Origin of the sequence: uncultured Escherichia sp., from assembly GCF_948475835.1 — a bacterium.
Lineage (GTDB): Bacteria > Pseudomonadota > Gammaproteobacteria > Enterobacterales > Enterobacteriaceae > ECMA0423.
This window is the reverse complement of sequence record NZ_CAOLGM010000020.1, coordinates 1-15,449: the sequence shown is the minus strand read 5'-3', so window position 1 is coordinate 15,449 and position 15,449 is coordinate 1. Positions and strand designations below refer to the sequence as shown.

The 15,449-nt window shown below is 50.0% G+C and carries 15 protein-coding genes and 1 pseudogene; 9 read left to right on the top strand and 7 right to left on the bottom strand.

Annotation, left to right across the window (positions count from 1 at the left end):
- Window positions 1–26: 26 nt before the first annotated feature.
- A complete protein-coding gene (gene yiaA / locus QZF50_RS06290; protein WP_001298726.1) occupies window positions 27–464 on the top strand; it encodes an inner membrane protein YiaA in 438 nt (145 codons plus the stop codon).
- 41 nt (window positions 465–505) lie between these two features.
- Here yiaA and wecH read toward each other — a convergent pair whose 3' ends face one another.
- Window positions 506–1,501 carry an O-acetyltransferase WecH gene (gene wecH / locus QZF50_RS06285; RefSeq protein ID WP_001182653.1) on the bottom strand — a complete coding sequence of 332 codons (996 nt, stop codon included), beginning with the start codon at window positions 1,499–1,501 and terminating at the stop codon, window positions 506–508.
- A 174-nt stretch (window positions 1,502–1,675) separates the two neighbouring features.
- Between wecH and QZF50_RS06280 the strand changes: the two genes are divergently transcribed.
- The 4 genes and pseudogenes from QZF50_RS06280 to hokA form a co-directional block, all read left to right on the top strand.
- On the top strand, window positions 1,676–1,975 hold the full coding sequence (locus tag QZF50_RS06280) for a YsaB family lipoprotein (RefSeq protein ID WP_000980111.1): 300 nt from the start codon (window positions 1,676–1,678) through the stop codon (window positions 1,973–1,975).
- 94 nt (window positions 1,976–2,069) lie between these two features.
- Window positions 2,070–2,981, top strand: coding sequence for a glycine--tRNA ligase subunit alpha (glyQ, locus tag QZF50_RS06275; protein ID WP_001168544.1), 912 nt, complete (start codon window positions 2,070–2,072; stop codon window positions 2,979–2,981).
- Window positions 2,982–2,990: 9 nt separating this feature from the next.
- Window positions 2,991–5,060: a glycine--tRNA ligase subunit beta gene (gene glyS, locus QZF50_RS06270; RefSeq protein ID WP_001291774.1), complete on the top strand. Its 2,070-nt coding sequence runs from the start codon at window positions 2,991–2,993 to the stop codon at window positions 5,058–5,060.
- Between the two features lie 325 nt (window positions 5,061–5,385).
- Window positions 5,386–5,535: pseudogene (hokA, locus tag QZF50_RS06265) on the top strand (type I toxin-antitoxin system toxin HokA); the annotation flags it as partial.
- 190 nt (window positions 5,536–5,725) lie between these two features.
- Here hokA and cspA read toward each other — a convergent pair.
- Both cspA and QZF50_RS06255 read right to left on the bottom strand, forming a co-directional pair.
- Entirely contained in the window at window positions 5,726–5,938 is a 213-nt protein-coding gene (gene cspA, locus QZF50_RS06260; RefSeq protein WP_000014594.1) for an RNA chaperone/antiterminator CspA, read from the bottom strand.
- 280 nt (window positions 5,939–6,218) lie between these two features.
- Window positions 6,219–6,509, bottom strand: coding sequence for an HTH-type transcriptional regulator (locus QZF50_RS06255; protein ID WP_000455798.1), 291 nt, complete (start codon window positions 6,507–6,509; stop codon window positions 6,219–6,221).
- Between the two features lie 433 nt (window positions 6,510–6,942).
- Between QZF50_RS06255 and QZF50_RS06250 the strand changes: the two genes are divergently transcribed.
- A complete protein-coding gene (locus QZF50_RS06250; protein ID WP_000190517.1) occupies window positions 6,943–7,653 on the top strand; it encodes a DUF3053 domain-containing protein in 711 nt (236 codons plus the stop codon).
- A 49-nt stretch (window positions 7,654–7,702) separates the two neighbouring features.
- Here the strand turns inward: QZF50_RS06250 and ghrB are convergent, their stop codons facing one another.
- Window positions 7,703–8,677: a glyoxylate/hydroxypyruvate reductase GhrB gene (gene ghrB / locus QZF50_RS06245; RefSeq protein WP_000805027.1), complete on the bottom strand. Its 975-nt coding sequence runs from the start codon at window positions 8,675–8,677 to the stop codon at window positions 7,703–7,705.
- 103 nt (window positions 8,678–8,780) lie between these two features.
- Entirely contained in the window at window positions 8,781–9,440 is a 660-nt protein-coding gene (locus QZF50_RS06240) for an OmpA family lipoprotein (protein ID WP_000747625.1), read from the bottom strand.
- A 152-nt stretch (window positions 9,441–9,592) separates the two neighbouring features.
- On the opposite strand from QZF50_RS06240, the gene bisC reads away from it, so the two are divergent.
- Window positions 9,593–11,926 (top strand): biotin sulfoxide reductase, encoded by a 2,334-nt coding sequence (gene bisC / locus QZF50_RS06235; protein WP_000013916.1) that lies wholly within the window; start codon window positions 9,593–9,595, stop codon window positions 11,924–11,926.
- On the opposite strand, the gene QZF50_RS06230 is transcribed toward bisC, so the two are convergent.
- Together QZF50_RS06230 and tag are read right to left on the bottom strand one after the other, a co-directional pair.
- The gene (locus QZF50_RS06230) at window positions 11,895–12,335 is read right to left on the bottom strand and encodes an N-acetyltransferase (RefSeq protein ID WP_000617478.1); all 441 of its coding nucleotides are present in this window, start codon (window positions 12,333–12,335) and stop codon (window positions 11,895–11,897) included. The genes bisC and QZF50_RS06230 overlap by 32 nt on opposite strands.
- A complete protein-coding gene (gene tag, locus QZF50_RS06225; RefSeq protein WP_000438953.1) occupies window positions 12,332–12,895 on the bottom strand; it encodes a DNA-3-methyladenine glycosylase I in 564 nt (187 codons plus the stop codon). Before tag ends, QZF50_RS06230 begins: the two co-directional genes overlap by 4 nt.
- A 157-nt stretch (window positions 12,896–13,052) precedes the next feature.
- On the opposite strand from tag, the gene QZF50_RS06220 reads away from it, so the two are divergent.
- Together QZF50_RS06220 and QZF50_RS06215 are read left to right on the top strand one after the other, a co-directional pair.
- Window positions 13,053–13,751: an autotransporter outer membrane beta-barrel domain-containing protein gene (locus tag QZF50_RS06220; RefSeq protein WP_001296791.1), complete on the top strand. Its 699-nt coding sequence runs from the start codon at window positions 13,053–13,055 to the stop codon at window positions 13,749–13,751.
- A gap of 228 nt (window positions 13,752–13,979) precedes the next feature.
- Window positions 13,980–15,182, top strand: coding sequence for an MFS transporter (locus QZF50_RS06215; protein WP_000189036.1), 1,203 nt, complete (start codon window positions 13,980–13,982; stop codon window positions 15,180–15,182).
- The last annotated feature ends 267 nt before the right edge of the window (window positions 15,183–15,449 follow it).

Here is a 15,449-nt window from a genome sequence, read left to right as displayed (position 1 = left end):
CATTCAGGAATGAAAGGAATACTGTGATGGACAACAAAATATCAACCTATTCACCGGCCTTTAGTATTGTGTCATGGATAGCTCTCGTTGGTGGTATCGTTACCTATCTGTTAGGGCTATGGAATGCAGAGATGCAGTTAAATGAAAAAGGGTATTATTTTGCCGTACTGGTGTTAGGACTGTTTTCTGCTGCGTCTTATCAAAAGACCGTTCGGGACAAGTATGAAGGCATACCGACCACTTCCATTTATTATATGACCTGCCTGACTGTCTTTATTATCTCTGTTGCATTACTGATGGTAGGTCTGTGGAATGCGACATTATTACTCAGTGAAAAAGGTTTTTATGGACTGGCTTTCTTCTTAAGCTTGTTTGGTGCAGTAGCGGTGCAGAAGAATATTCGTGATACCGGAATAAACCCGCCAAAAGAAACACAGGTTACCCAGGAAGAATACAGCGAATAATTCACGTAAGCCCGGTCAGTCCAATGTGAACGGGCTTTTACTTAACTCACTAATCTGTTTCTGTCGATTCGTTGTACCAGCATAGAAAGTAACAAACTCGCTGCCAACGTCGCGCAAAAGATCCAAATAATATCCAGTATTGGCCAATTTTTAAGCTCAATTCCCCGGGTGCGCAGCGCATGGATAATCAAGGCGTGGAATCCGTATATACCCAATGAATGGCGGGAGATTAAGCCAAGTCCGCGAATGGTACGCGTATCCAGCGTGTTTTTAACCAGAGTCAATAGCGCGATTGCGCAGATAAAAACCATCGGCCCACAGTAAAGATACCAGGTATCGGCAAAATTTCCGCGCCACTGCAATTCATATAATGTCCCGCGAGAGATAATAAAAACCCCCGTCGCAAACAGCGCGGCGCTCACCCACGACAGTGCTTTATGCTGTGTGTCCATCATCCCTATAGCGCGGCCCAACATGCCATACAGAATGTAGTAAAAAGTATCGCCATTGATATATAAGTTAATTGGCAGCCATTCAAAACCGTCAATTTTCTGCGGCACTGTGTTTGGGTTAGCGATAATGCCAATCACCACCATTAGCACCAGCAACATTTTTCCGCCGACGTTCTTCACCTGAATCAGCGGTGAAACCAGATAAATCACCGCAATCGCGAAGAAAAACCACAAGTGGTAAAACACTGGCTTTTGCAGCAGGTTTTTCAGCGCTAACTCCATATTGATGGAGGTAAACAGCGCAATGTAGAGCAGTGCGATTGCGCTATAAAAAATCAGGCATAAGCCGATACGCAAGAAATGGCGCGGCTGGGCGCTGCGTTCGCCAAAAAAGAGATAGCCGGATATCATGAAAAATAGCGGCACGCTGACACGAGAGGCAGAATTCAGAACATTGGCGATATCCCAGGTGACGGGGCTAACACTATGAGCATTGGTCACATACCAGGTAGTGGTGTGAATCATCACCACCATTAAACACGCTATCCCTCGCAGGTTATCAATCCAGTAAATTTTGGGCTGCATCTGTGTCTCTGTATCTGGTTAAAAAAAGTCTGACCGATAAATCATTCAGTTGGCGCACTGGAATAATCTGAGTTTTATCACTACAGCTTATAGAGGCTTAAGGAAATTCGTAAGATATCAGCCACTATACCGATATAAATAATAAGACTCACCTGCAAACCAGACGGTAATTTAATGATGATGAACGCTTTCTTTCCGGCAATGGCGCTTATGGTGCTAGTGGGTTGTTCTACACCGTCACCCGTGCAGAAAGCACAACGGGTAAAGGTTGATCCTCTGCGTTCGTTGAATATGGAAGCGTTATGCAAGGATCAGGCGGCAAAACGTTATAACACCGGCGAGCAAAAAATCGACGTCACCGCCTTCGAACAGTTCCAGGGAAGCTATGAAATGCGCGGTTATACCTTCCGTAAAGAGCAGTTTGTCTGTTCTTTTGACGCGGATGGCCATTTTTTGCATCTTTCCATGCGTTAAGCCCTGCTTTTTCCCGTTTCGTACTGTATATCTTCCATCCAGCGGGTATACTGATCCCTTCCTTTAAATCCACACGTATCCAGCACGAAATAATATGCAAAAGTTTGATACCAGGACCTTCCAGGGCTTGATCCTGACCTTACAGGATTACTGGGCTCGCCAGGGCTGCACCATTGTTCAACCATTGGACATGGAAGTCGGCGCGGGAACCTCTCACCCAATGACCTGTCTGCGCGCGCTGGGGCCAGAACCGATGGCGGCTGCTTATGTTCAGCCTTCTCGTCGCCCGACCGATGGTCGCTACGGCGAAAACCCCAACCGTTTACAGCACTACTATCAGTTTCAGGTGGTCATTAAGCCATCGCCGGACAATATTCAGGAGCTGTACCTCGGTTCTCTGAAAGAGCTGGGCATGGACCCGACTATTCACGACATCCGTTTCGTGGAAGATAACTGGGAAAACCCGACTCTGGGTGCCTGGGGACTGGGCTGGGAAGTGTGGCTAAACGGCATGGAAGTGACGCAGTTCACTTACTTCCAGCAGGTTGGTGGTCTGGAGTGTAAACCGGTTACCGGCGAGATCACCTACGGTCTGGAACGTCTGGCCATGTACATTCAGGGCGTAGACAGCGTTTACGACCTGGTCTGGAGCGACGGCCCGCTGGGTAAAACCACCTACGGCGACGTGTTCCATCAGAACGAAGTGGAGCAGTCCACTTACAACTTCGAATACGCGGATGTGGACTTCCTGTTCACCTGCTTTGAGCAGTACGAGAAAGAAGCGCAGCAGCTGCTGGCGCTGGAAAATCCGCTGCCGCTGCCAGCCTACGAGCGTATTCTGAAAGCCGCCCACAGCTTCAACCTGCTGGATGCGCGTAAAGCCATCTCCGTCACCGAGCGTCAGCGCTACATTCTGCGCATTCGCACCCTGACCAAAGCAGTGGCAGAAGCATACTACGCTTCCCGTGAAGCCCTCGGCTTCCCGATGTGCAACAAAGATAAGTAAGAGGCGGCTATGTCTGAGAAAACTTTTCTGGTGGAAATCGGCACTGAAGAGCTGCCACCAAAAGCACTGCGCAGCCTGGCTGAGTCCTTTGCTGCGAATTTTACTGCGGAGCTGGATAACGCTGGCCTCGCACACGGCACCGTTCAATGGTTTGCTGCTCCGCGTCGTCTGGCGCTGAAAGTAGCTAACCTGGCGGAAGCGCAACCGGATCGTGAAATCGAAAAACGCGGCCCGGCGATTGCCCAGGCGTTCGACGCTGAAGGCAAACCGAGCAAAGCAGCAGAAGGTTGGGCGCGTGGTTGCGGTATTACCGTTGACCAGGCTGAGCGTCTGACTACCGATAAAGGCGAATGGCTGCTGTATCGCGCCCATGTGAAGGGCGAAAGCACCGAAGCACTGCTGCCGAATATGGTTGCGACTTCTCTGGCGAAACTGCCGATCCCGAAACTGATGCGTTGGGGCGCAAGCGACGTGCACTTCGTGCGTCCGGTGCACACCGTGACCCTGCTGCTGGGCGACAAAGTCATTCCGGCAACCATTCTGGGCATTCAGTCCGATCGCGTGATTCGCGGCCACCGCTTTATGGGCGAACCGGAATTCACCATCGACAACGCCGATCAGTATCCGGAAATTCTGCGTGAGCGCGGGAAAGTCATCGCCGATTACGAAGAACGTAAAGCGAAGATTAAAGCCGATGCCGAAGAAGCAGCGCGTAAGATTGGCGGTAACGCTGACTTAAGCGAAAGCCTGCTGGAAGAAGTGGCTTCGCTGGTGGAGTGGCCGGTCGTTCTGACCGCAAAATTCGAAGAGAAATTCCTCGCGGTGCCGGCTGAAGCGCTGGTTTACACCATGAAAGGTGACCAGAAATACTTCCCGGTGTATGCGAACGACGGCAAACTGCTGCCGAACTTTATCTTCGTTGCCAACATCGAATCGAAAGATCCGCAGCAGATTATCTCCGGTAACGAGAAAGTCGTTCGTCCGCGTCTGGCGGATGCCGAGTTCTTCTTCAACACCGACCGTAAAAAACGTCTGGAAGATAACCTGCCGCGCCTGCAAACCGTGCTGTTCCAGCAACAGCTGGGTACGCTGCGTGACAAAACTGACCGCATCCAGGCGCTGGCTGGCTGGATTGCTGAACAGATTGGCGCTGACGTTAACCACGCAACCCGTGCGGGCCTGCTGTCTAAGTGTGACCTGATGACCAACATGGTCTTCGAGTTCACCGACACCCAGGGCGTTATGGGGATGCACTATGCGCGTCACGATGGCGAAGCGGAAGATGTCGCGGTGGCGCTGAATGAGCAGTATCAGCCGCGCTTTGCCGGTGATGACCTGCCGTCTAACCCGGTAGCCTGTGCGCTGGCGATTGCTGACAAGATGGATACTCTGGCGGGTATCTTCGGTATCGGCCAGCATCCGAAAGGCGACAAAGACCCGTTTGCGCTGCGTCGTGCCGCACTTGGCGTGCTGCGAATTATCGTTGAGAAGAACCTCAACCTTGATCTGCAAACGCTGACCGAAGAAGCAGTGCGTCTGTATGGCGATAAGCTGACTAACGCCAACGTGGTTGATGATGTTATCGACTTTATGCTCGGTCGCTTCCGCGCCTGGTATCAGGACGAAGGTTACACCGTTGACACCATCCAGGCGGTACTGGCGCGTCGTCCGACTCGTCCGGCTGATTTCGATGCCCGCATGAAAGCGGTATCGCACTTCCGTACCCTTGAAGCAGCTGCTGCACTGGCGGCGGCGAACAAGCGTGTCTCCAACATTTTGGCGAAATCTGACGAAGTGCTGAGCGACCGCGTGAATGCCTCTACCCTGAAAGAGCCGGAAGAAATTAAACTGGCGATGCAGGTTGTGGTGCTACGTGACAAGCTGGAGCCGTACTTTGCGGAAGGTCGTTACCAGGATGCGCTGGTCGAACTGGCAGAGCTGCGTGAGCCGGTTGATGCTTTCTTCGATAAAGTGATGGTCATGGTTGATGACAAAGAATTGCGTCTCAACCGTCTGACCATGCTGGAGAAACTGCGCGAACTGTTCCTGCGCGTTGCGGATATTTCGCTGTTGCAGTAATAACGCCGTTATTAAAAAGCCTGCCATCTGGCAGGCTTTTTTTATTATCGCTAAATAATACAGCAACCTTTAATAATCTTCTGCTGAATAAAGATTATCTCATATATTAATTTTATGAGGTTTTTTTAGGATTATATCAAGGAGAAGAAACAAACTTATTAAGCTAGAATAGCCACGGGTGCTTGAGACTGTTTGTCTCAGGTATTCACCGAAAGGCAGACAGAGAAAAGCCCCACCTGACTATAAATCAAAGTGAGGCTACCCTATGCCTGAACACCATAAGGTTAGCCTCTTACTCGTTGGAAATCAACACAGGGGGCTGGGAATGCCGCAGAAATATAGATTACTTTCTTTAATAGTGATTTGTTTCACGCTTTTATTTTTCACCTGGATGATAAGAGATTCACTGTGTGAATTGCATATTAAACAGGGGAGTTATGAGCTGGCGGCATTTTTAGCCTGCAATTTAAAAGAGTTAGAGTCTTCGGCGGGAAGTTATTCCCGCCTTTCTTACGGCGTTGCGCATTCTCATTGCACCCAAATTTATTTTTCACAAAAATAATACTAGATTTTATTACGCGATCGATTATTTATTTCCTGAAAAACAAATAAAAAAATCCCCGCCAAATGGCAGGGATCTTAGATTCTGTGCTTTTAAGCAGAGATTACAGGCTGGTTACGTTACCAGCTGCCGGGCCTTTAGCGCCGCTTTCGATGGTGAAGGACACTTTCTGACCTTCGTCCAGAGATTTGTAACCATCGTTCTGGATAGCAGAGAAGTGTACGAACACGTCTTTAGAGCCATCGTCAGGAGTGATGAAGCCGAAGCCTTTGTCAGCGTTGAACCATTTTACGATACCAGTCATTTTACCGGACATAGTGTATTACCTTTAATAATTAAGTGTGCCTTTCGGCGATATGGCGTGCTTTACAGATTTTGAAGCGTTAAAGGAATGTGCACTACGAGGGGTATCAACGATAACTCTTGAAGGGACTTGCCTTACTACACTGCTTTAATGGTCTGTACGTCAAACCGTTGATGTGCATTAAGCCACGCATTGGCGGGTGATGCAACAATTATTTTTCATATTTATGATTAATCGGTTGGAAAACGGTCCTGTCATCAGGACCGTAAACAGCAATAAAGTGGATAAAAGTCTATTCCATCAACTGCTTACTTAATGCCGGGTTGGCTTGAATCAAACGCATCAATTTTAGTTCGGCACTTGAAGGCTTCACGCGTCTGGATTCCCATTCCTTTACCATGGCGACTGATACGCCCAAAACCCGGGCGAAATCATCGATTTTTAACCCTGTCCCTTTTCGTAACTGCTCAATTTCGGTACAGGACGTTGTTCTGTGCGTCAGGGTAATTTTCTGCGTTTCATCTTTAAAAACAATCTGTTCCAGGCTGCTCAACAGCTCATGCATTGGATCTTTATATTCCATTGAAAACTCCTCAAATCACACTGCGGGATCGTGAATTGCATCGAAGCTCATTAAGAATAGTCGGGAAAAGCAGACACAGCGGGGTGAAGTCAGGGCATGCTCTGGCTATGATTCGATTCAGCCTGTCATTTAGCGTGACTTATAGCCACCTAACGATCTGATAAATGCCGATATATCTCTTACCACTCCTGTTTTGTAAAGATTTCGAAAATCTAACCTTCTGCGAAGGCGTAAATCTCTGGCTACAAAAAAGGCAACGGCACTATCATTTTTTAACAATGAAACAACAAATTAACCTTGTTTCATTTTCTCCATGATTTTACCAGGAAGATTACGTAGAAAGGGTATCCTGCAAGCCTGTCCTGGACTATCCTTGTCACGTCAGACACGCGTGTGTCGTTGTGCGCTTTTTTTGGGTGAAAGGAGTAAGAAAATGGCGACAGGAAAGTCCTGCTCTCGCTGGTTTGCGCCTCTTGCGGCGTTATTAATGGTAGTTAGCCTGAGTGGGTGTTTTGATAAAGAAGGCGATCAGCGTAAAGCGTTTATCGACTTCCTGCAGAATACAGTGATGCGTAGCGGTGAACGTCTACCAACCCTGACTGCCGATCAGAAAAAACAGTTTGGTCCTTTTGTCTCTGATTACGCGATTCTGTATGGTTATTCTCAGCAGGTGAATCAGGCGATGGATTCCGGTCTGCGCCCGGTCGTAGACAGCGTTAACGCAATTCGCGTACCGCAGGATTACGTTACGCAAAGCGGTCCGCTGCGTGAAATGAACGGTTCGCTGGGTGTGCTGGCGCAACAACTGCAAAATGCGAAGTTGCAGGCCGATGCTGCGCACTCTGCGCTAAAACAGACCGATGATTTGAAACCGGTCTTTGATCAGGCATTCACCAAAGTGGTAACGACGCCAGCTGATGCATTGCAACCGTTGATTCCGGCTGCACAAACTTTCACGCAACAACTGGTGATGGTTGGAGACTACATTGCTCAGCAAGGTACTCAGGTGAGCTTTGTCGCAAATGGCATCCAGTTCCCGACTTCACAGCAGGCAAGTGAATATAACAAACTGATTGCGCCATTACCGGCACAACATCAGGCGTTTAATCAGGCCTGGACTACAGCAGTTACTGCAACCCAATAAAGAGTAAAAGCCCGAGCGATTATCGGGCTTTACTTCACGCAGTCGCGGCTTAGTCCGCGACGTGCGGATTCACACAGTTCTTCTCAACCTTTCCTTGTAACGCATCAATCAAATTATCCACGGCACAGGCGGCCATGCCATAACGCGTCTCATGGGTGGCAGATCCAATATGCGGTACTGCGACGACGTTGGCCATTGAGAGCAACGGCGAATCTACGGACAGTGGCTCTTGTTCGAAGACATCCAGCCCGGCGGCGTGAATTTCGCCTTTCTGCAATGCAGCAATCAGTGCATTTTCATCAACCACCGGGCCACGTCCGGCATTAATGAAAATGGCGGAGGATTTCATTTTGGCGAATTGTTCTGCGCCAAACAGATGATGCGTCTCATCAGTTAACGGCAGGATCAGGCAAACGAAATCTGACTCTTGTAACAGAGTATCCAAATCGCAGTAGCGGGCGTTGAAGCGTTCTTCTGCTTCTTTATGGTGGCGGCGCGCGTTATAGAGGATGGGCATGTTGAAGCCAAAGTGCGCACGTTGTGCCAGCGCCATACCGATCCGTCCCATCCCGACAATGCCCAGTGTTTTATGGTGAACGTCAGTGCCGTACCAGTCCGGGCCTATGCTCGCGGTCCATTCGCCTGCTTTTACCCGTTCTGCTACCTCCACAACCCGACGAGCGGTAGACAACACCAGCGCCATCAGCGTATCGGCGACGGTTTCTGTTAATACGGTTGGCGTGTGCATCAGCAGAATTTTTCGGGCGGTAAGCGCATCGACATCAAAATTGTCATAGCCGACGGAGATCGTTGATGTGGCACGCAGTTTCGGCATTTTTTCCAGCAATGCGGCATCAACATTCTCGTTTGAACCCAGTAAACCTTCAGCTTCGGCAAAAATTGCTGCATTTTGTTCGACGGTTTGTGGGCTGAGGTTTGCCACCTGGTGAACGGTGAAATGCTCTTGCAGGCGTTGCAGTAAATCATCAGGTAAGGCTTTGTAGAGGATAACGGACGGCTTCATGCTTCTCTCCATTCACTGATAAGGCGATCACCTTAGCCTGAAATATGATGAAGGAAAACTGAAGAATGCCAGGTGATTTCTGCATCACCTGGCATGAAAGGGATTACAGCGGGCTTAAGGTAATTTCTACACGGCGGTTTTGCGCCTTACCTTCTGCGGTGCTGTTGCTGGCGATTGGGTTAGCCGGGCCAAGGCCCTGAGTACGGATGCGGCTGGCGTCCACGCCCTGGGTGATCAACGCGCTGGCAACGGAATCCGCACGTTGCTGGGAGAGACGCATGTTCAGGTCGTGACCACCCGTGCTGTCGGTATAACCAATCACGTTAACCGCCGTTTTCGGATACTCTTTCAGCACCATTGCCACGCCGGTCAGGGTGTTAGCGCCCGCAGGTTTCAGGGTCGCGCTGCTGCTGTCGAAGGTCACATTGTTCGGCATATTGAGGATAATGTTATCCCCGCTGCGGGTTACGCTAACACCAGTGCCGCGCATTTTGTCACGCAGCTTCGCTTCCTGCACATCCATGTAATAACCCACGCCGCCGCCCAGAGCTGCGCCTGCTGCTGCGCCAATCAGCGCGCCTTTACCGCGATCTTTCTTCGAAGAAGAGAGCGCACCAATACCCGCGCCCACGAGAGAGCCCAGACCTGCGCCGATAGCAGATTTACCTGCTTCGCGTTCGCCGGTGTAAGGGTTAGTTGTGCAGCCAGATACCGCCAGAGCGCCACTCACTACGGCGGCAATAAGATAAACACGTTTCTTCATTGTTAATCCTTAATAACCTTTTTATTCTTTGCCACGGGTTCCGTGGCGGGAGATTATGCCGCGTGAACATGAAGATTATTCCTGGGAATACTCGGAAATTTGTAAGTAATATTTAACTGCTCAATACATCTAACCTTTCAGGAGTTTTCGGTTTGGCCAACTCATCCTCACGATATTCCGTTCTGACTGCCGCCCATTGGGGGCCCATGCTGGTTGAAACCGACGGCGAAACCGTGTTTAGCTCGCATGGCGCGTTAGCCACAGGAATGGAAAACTCCTTGCAGAGCGCGGTTCGCGACCAGGTTCACAGCAATACACGGGTACGATTTCCAATGGTGCGCAAAGGCTTTCTTGCGTCACCGGAAAATCCGCAAGGCATTCGTGGGCAGGATGAATTTGTTCGCGTGAGTTGGGATGAGGCGCTGGATCTTATTCACCAACAACATAAACGCATTCGTGAGGCTTATGGTCCGGCATCGATTTTTGCTGGTTCCTACGGCTGGCGTTCAAACGGCGTGCTGCATAAGGCCTCGACATTATTACAACGCTATATGGCGCTGGCAGGCGGTTATACCGGGCATCTGGGGGATTATTCGACCGGCGCGGCACAGGCGATCATGCCGTATGTCGTGGGTGGTAGCGAAGTTTATCAACAGCAAACCAGTTGGCCGCTGGTGCTGGAACATAGCGATGTCGTGGTGTTGTGGAGTGCTAACCCACTCAATACGCTGAAAATTGCGTGGAATGCATCTGATGAGCAGGGGCTTTCTTACTTTTCCGCACTGCGTGACAGCGGGAAAAAGCTGATCTGTATTGATCCAATGCGATCGGAAACCGTCGATTTCTTTGGCGATAAAATGGAGTGGGTGGCACCGCACATGGGCACCGATGTTGCGCTGATGCTGGGGATCGCCCATACGCTGGTGGAAAATGGTTGGCACGACGAAGCGTTTCTGACGCGTTGCACCACAGGTTATGCCGTCTTCGCCTCTTATTTGCTGGGCGAGAGTGACGGAATAGCGAAAAACGCCGAATGGGCGGCAGAGATTTGTGGGGTTAACGCAGCGAAAATCCGCGAGCTGGCGGCTCTTTTCCACCAAAACACGACCATGCTGATGGCTGGCTGGGGAATGCAGCGCCAACAGTTTGGTGAGCAAAAACACTGGATGATCGTCACGCTGGCGGCAATGTTGGGGCAAATCGGCACACCCGGCGGCGGTTTTGGTCTTTCTTATCATTTTGCCAATGGTGGTAACCCCACGCGGCGTTCTGCGGTGCTCTCTTCCATGCAGGGCAGCTTGCCGGGTGGCTGCGATGCGGTGGATAAAATCCCTGTTGCCCGCATTGTTGAAGCACTGGAAAACCCTGGTGGCGCATATCAACACAACGGTATGAACCGACATTTCCCGGATATTCGTTTTATCTGGTGGGCGGGCGGTGCCAACTTTACTCATCATCAGGATACCAATCGTCTGATCCGTGCCTGGCAAAAACCGGAGCTGGTGGTGATCTCTGAATGCTTCTGGACGGCGGCGGCGAAACACGCGGATATCGTTCTGCCTGCGACTACCTCTTTTGAGCGTAATGATCTCACCATGACCGGTGATTACAGTAATCAGCATCTGGTGCCGATGAAGCAAGTGGTGCCGCCACGCTATGAAGCGCGTAATGATTTTGATGTTTTTGCCGAGTTGAGTGAACGTTGGGAGAAGGGCGGCTATGCGCGGTTTACGGAAGGAAAAAGTCAGCTGCAATGGCTGGAAACGTTTTATAACGTTGCCCGGCAGCGCGGGGCAAGCCAGCAGGTTGAATTGCCGCCATTTGCTGAGTTCTGGCAAGCCAACCAGTTAATTGAGATGCCGGAAAACCCGGACAGCGAGCGGTTTATTCGCTTCGCTGATTTTTGCCGCGATCCGCTGGCGCATCCGTTAAAAACCGCCAGCGGCAAGATTGAAATCTTCTCACAGCGTATTGCCGATTACGGTTACCCGGATTGCCCTGGGCATCCAATGTGGCTGGAGCCGGACGAATGGCAGGGCAATGCCGAACCAGAACAGTTGCAGGTACTTTCTGCCCATCCGGCGCACCGCCTGCACAGCCAGCTGAATTACAGTTCTCTGCGCGAATTGTACGCGGTAGCAAACCGTGAGCCTGTCACCATTCATCCTGACGATGCTCAGGCGCGCGGCATAACCGAAGGGGATATGGTGCGGGTGTGGAACTCCCGTGGGCAGATCCTTGCCGGAGCGGTCATTAGCGAGGGAATTAAACCTGGCGTGATTTGCATTCACGAAGGGGCATGGCCGGATCTGGATTTAACCGCTGACGGTATTTGTAAAAACGGCGCAGTGAACGTGCTGACCAAAGATCTCCCCAGCTCGCGGCTGGGGAATGGCTGTGCGGGTAATACGGCGCTGGCATGGCTGGAAAAATACAACGGTCCGGAACTGACACTTACAGCGTTTGAACCACCGGCCAGCTCATAATCCAGGTGGGTAGTTGGGTTTCATCCTGCCATGCGCAATCGACAATGTGAAAACCCTGCGCACGGTAAAAATCTATCGCCGGTTGATTTTTTTGATAAACCTCCAGCATCAGATGGGGATAGCGCTGCTGCACATACTGCATCAGCGCCTTACCAATACCGCGTCTGACGGCCTTCGGTGCGACAAACATTGCTGCCAGAAATCGGCCTTCCATAATGCTGACAAAACCGAGAAGCTTACCGTCCTCTTCCCAGACCCAGTTTTGCGCGTTGGCAAGATAGGCATCCCGCACCAGCGGAATGCAGTCACGCCAGTAATTCGCTTTTATAAAGGGATGCCCCCAGGTTGTACTTTCCAGCCACAGTTCGAGGATCGCGGGGAGTTCTGAACGTTGCGCTTCCCGAATCATGGTTTATTTCCCGGATAGCAACAGCAGCCAACCACATGATCATTCACCAGCCCACATGCCTGCATAAAGGAGTAACAGATTGTGGTGCCGACAAACTTAAAACCACGCTTTTTCAGGGCTTTAGATAGAGCGTCGGAGGCGGACGTAGATGTGGGAATTTCGCTCAACGTTGTGGCTTGTGTCACCTGTGGCTGATGATTTACAAACGACCAGACAAAGTCGGCAAACGGTTCGCCGTTCTGTTCCATTTGCAGGTACGCCCGCGCATTACCAATAATTGCCTGAATTTTCCCTCGATGGCGGATAATCCCGGCGTCCTGTACCAGTCTTTCGACATCCTCTTCCTGCATTGCTGCGACCTTCACCGGATCGAACTGATGAAAGCAGGCGCGATAGTTTTCGCGTTTTTTGAGGACGGTGATCCACGATAACCCAGCCTGCTGCCCTTCAAGGCAGATCATTTCGAACAGTTTTTTACTGTCAGTTTCAGGCACGCCCCATTCATTATCATGGTAGGCAATATAAAGCGGGTCCTGACTCACCCAGCCGCAACGTTCCATACTTTCCCTCGCTATGTACCCGATCGTAAAAATTTCAGCCGCTTTTCTTGACGCATCGGTGAAAAAGTCAATATTTAATACAGGGCTACTATGCCCGATATCCTTCATACAATGACAATAATATTGCCGAATTCGGCTCTTCCCTGGAGTCGTGTTAATGATCATAAAAAAAAGCGGTGGTCGCTGGCAGCTAAGCCTGCTGGCGAGCGTGGTAATCAGTGCCTTTTTTCTCAACACAGCTTACGCCTGGCAACAAGAATATATCGTTGATACGCAACCCGGACATTCCACAGAGCGTTACACCTGGGATAGTGATCATCAACCTGATTACAACGATATTTTGTCGCAACGTATTCAAAGTAGCCAAAGGGCGCTGGGACTGGAAGTCAATCTGGCGGAAGAAACTCCTGTGGATGTGACCAGCAGTATGAGTATGGGCTGGAATTTTCCTTTATATGAACAGGTTACAACCGGCCCGGTCGCGGCATTACATTACGATGGCACAACCACCTCGATGTATAACGAGTTTGGCGACAGTACTACCACGCTGACCGATCCGTTATGGCATGCCAGCGTGAGTAGCTTAGGCTGGCGTGTTGACTCCCGGCTTGGCGATCTCCGACCCTGGGCGCAAATCAGCTATAACCAGCAATTTGGCGAGAATATCTGGAAGGCGCAATCAGGCCTGAGCCGGATGACGGCGACAAACCAGAACGGCAACTGGCTGGATGTCACCGTAGGCGCTGATATGTTGCTCAATCAAAATATTGCCGCCTATGCCGCGCTAACTCAGGCAGAAAATACCACTAATAATAGCGACTATCTGTATACGATGGGGGTTAGCGCCAGATTTTAACGTAACAGTCACAATTGAAACCATTGAATAACAACAGTTGTGGCGATAGTGGGTGCTAACTTACCAAATAATAAATTTGGTGAATAATTGTCGCGTCATTCATTCCTGAACTAAGGCATTTCATTCCGTTCTGATGGCATTTCATGCCGTTTTTCCCCAGGCATAAAATGCACTTCGTTATGGTTGTCGGCAGAGATTTTTCCTTTTTATTACTGCAGGAATACTGCCATGACACCTTCAAATTATCAGCGTACCCGCTGGCTGACACTCATCGGTACTATCATTACCCAGTTTGCACTGGGGTCGGTTTATACCTGGAGCCTGTTTAATGGCGCGCTTTCTGCCAAGCTGGATGCGCCGGTAAGCCAGGTCGCTTTCTCTTTCGGCTTGTTAAGTCTGGGGCTGGCAATTTCGTCTTCTGTTGCGGGCAAATTGCAGGAACGTTTTGGCGTTAAACGCGTCACCATGGCTTCCGGCATTTTGCTGGGATTAGGCTTCTTCCTGACCGCGCATTCCAACAACCTGATGATGCTGTGGTTAAGCGCCGGTGTGCTGGTCGGTCTGGCGGATGGCGCGGGTTACCTGCTGACGCTCTCTAACTGCGTGAAGTGGTTCCCGGAGCGTAAAGGTCTGATCTCCGCGTTCGCTATCGGTTCTTATGGTCTGGGTAGCCTGGGTTTCAAATTTATCGACACGCAGCTGCTCGAAACGGTGGGTTTGGAAAAAACATTTGTGATTTGGGGAGCGATTGCGCTGGTGATGATTGTTTTCGGCGCAACGTTAATGAAAGACGCACCAAAACAGGAAGTGAAAACCAGCAATGGTGTGGTGGAGAAAGATTACACGCTGGCAGAGTCGATGCGTAAACCGCAGTACTGGATGTTAGCGGTAATGTTCCTGACTGCCTGCATGAGCGGCCTGTACGTGATTGGGGTAGCGAAAGATATCGCCCAAAGTCTGGCACACCTTGATGTGGTTTCCGCAGCCAATGCAGTAACGGTTATTTCCATCGCTAACCTTTCAGGTCGTCTGGTGCTGGGGATACTGTCTGACAAAATTGCCCGTATCCGTGTTATCACCATTGGTCAGGTGATTTCGCTGGTGGGTATGGCGGCCCTGCTGTTTGCACCATTAAATGCAGTGACGTTCTTTGCAGCGATTGCCTGCGTGGCATTTAACTTTGGCGGCACTATTACCGTCTTTCCGTCACTGGTCAGTGAGTTCTTCGGCCTCAATAACCTGGCGAAAAACTACGGTGTGATTTACCTCGGTTTCGGTATCGGTAGCATTTGTGGTTCGATTATCGCCTCACTGTTTGGCGGCTTCTATGTGACCTTCTACGTGATTTTCGCCCTGCTGATTCTGTCATTGGCGCTTTCTACGACAATTCGTCAGCCAGAGCAGAAAGTATTGCGTGAGGCGCATATTTAGAAATATGTTGCTACTGAAATAAATGCGAGGAGGGAGACTTCAAAGTCTCCCTTTTTTTATGGACGCATATTAAAAGAACAATAATATTTACACCACAAATATATTTTATTTGTTTATATATCATGTAAATATAAATATATTCCTAAAAAAATAGTCGTTGGAAGCGTTTTTGTGTGCAATTAATTGAAGTTGAAGTACATTTCAATTTATTGCAAAAACTAATCTTCAGTAAAAATAATTTTCTTTTTTAGCACCATTTGTATAATG

Bases quoted from the DNA above. Each gene is read 5' to 3' on its own strand.
- yiaA (WP_001298726.1), top strand. From the start codon at position 27: ATGGACAACAAAATATCAACCTATTCACCGGCCTTTAGTATTGTGTCA.
- wecH (WP_001182653.1), bottom strand. From the start codon at position 1,501: ATGCAGCCCAAAATTTACTGGATTGATAACCTGCGAGGGATAGCGTGT.
- QZF50_RS06280 (WP_000980111.1), top strand. From the start codon at position 1,676: ATGATGATGAACGCTTTCTTTCCGGCAATGGCGCTTATGGTGCTAGTG.
- glyQ (WP_001168544.1), top strand. From the start codon at position 2,070: ATGCAAAAGTTTGATACCAGGACCTTCCAGGGCTTGATCCTGACCTTA.
- glyS (WP_001291774.1), top strand. From the start codon at position 2,991: ATGTCTGAGAAAACTTTTCTGGTGGAAATCGGCACTGAAGAGCTGCCA.
- cspA (WP_000014594.1), bottom strand. From the start codon at position 5,938: ATGTCCGGTAAAATGACTGGTATCGTAAAATGGTTCAACGCTGACAAA.
- QZF50_RS06255 (WP_000455798.1), bottom strand. From the start codon at position 6,509: ATGGAATATAAAGATCCAATGCATGAGCTGTTGAGCAGCCTGGAACAG.
- QZF50_RS06250 (WP_000190517.1), top strand. From the start codon at position 6,943: ATGGCGACAGGAAAGTCCTGCTCTCGCTGGTTTGCGCCTCTTGCGGCG.
- ghrB (WP_000805027.1), bottom strand. From the start codon at position 8,677: ATGAAGCCGTCCGTTATCCTCTACAAAGCCTTACCTGATGATTTACTG.
- QZF50_RS06240 (WP_000747625.1), bottom strand. From the start codon at position 9,440: ATGAAGAAACGTGTTTATCTTATTGCCGCCGTAGTGAGTGGCGCTCTG.
- QZF50_RS06230 (WP_000617478.1), bottom strand. From the start codon at position 12,335: ATGATTCGGGAAGCGCAACGTTCAGAACTCCCCGCGATCCTCGAACTG.
- tag (WP_000438953.1), bottom strand. From the start codon at position 12,895: ATGGAACGTTGCGGCTGGGTGAGTCAGGACCCGCTTTATATTGCCTAC.
- QZF50_RS06220 (WP_001296791.1), top strand. From the start codon at position 13,053: ATGATCATAAAAAAAAGCGGTGGTCGCTGGCAGCTAAGCCTGCTGGCG.
- QZF50_RS06215 (WP_000189036.1), top strand. From the start codon at position 13,980: ATGACACCTTCAAATTATCAGCGTACCCGCTGGCTGACACTCATCGGT.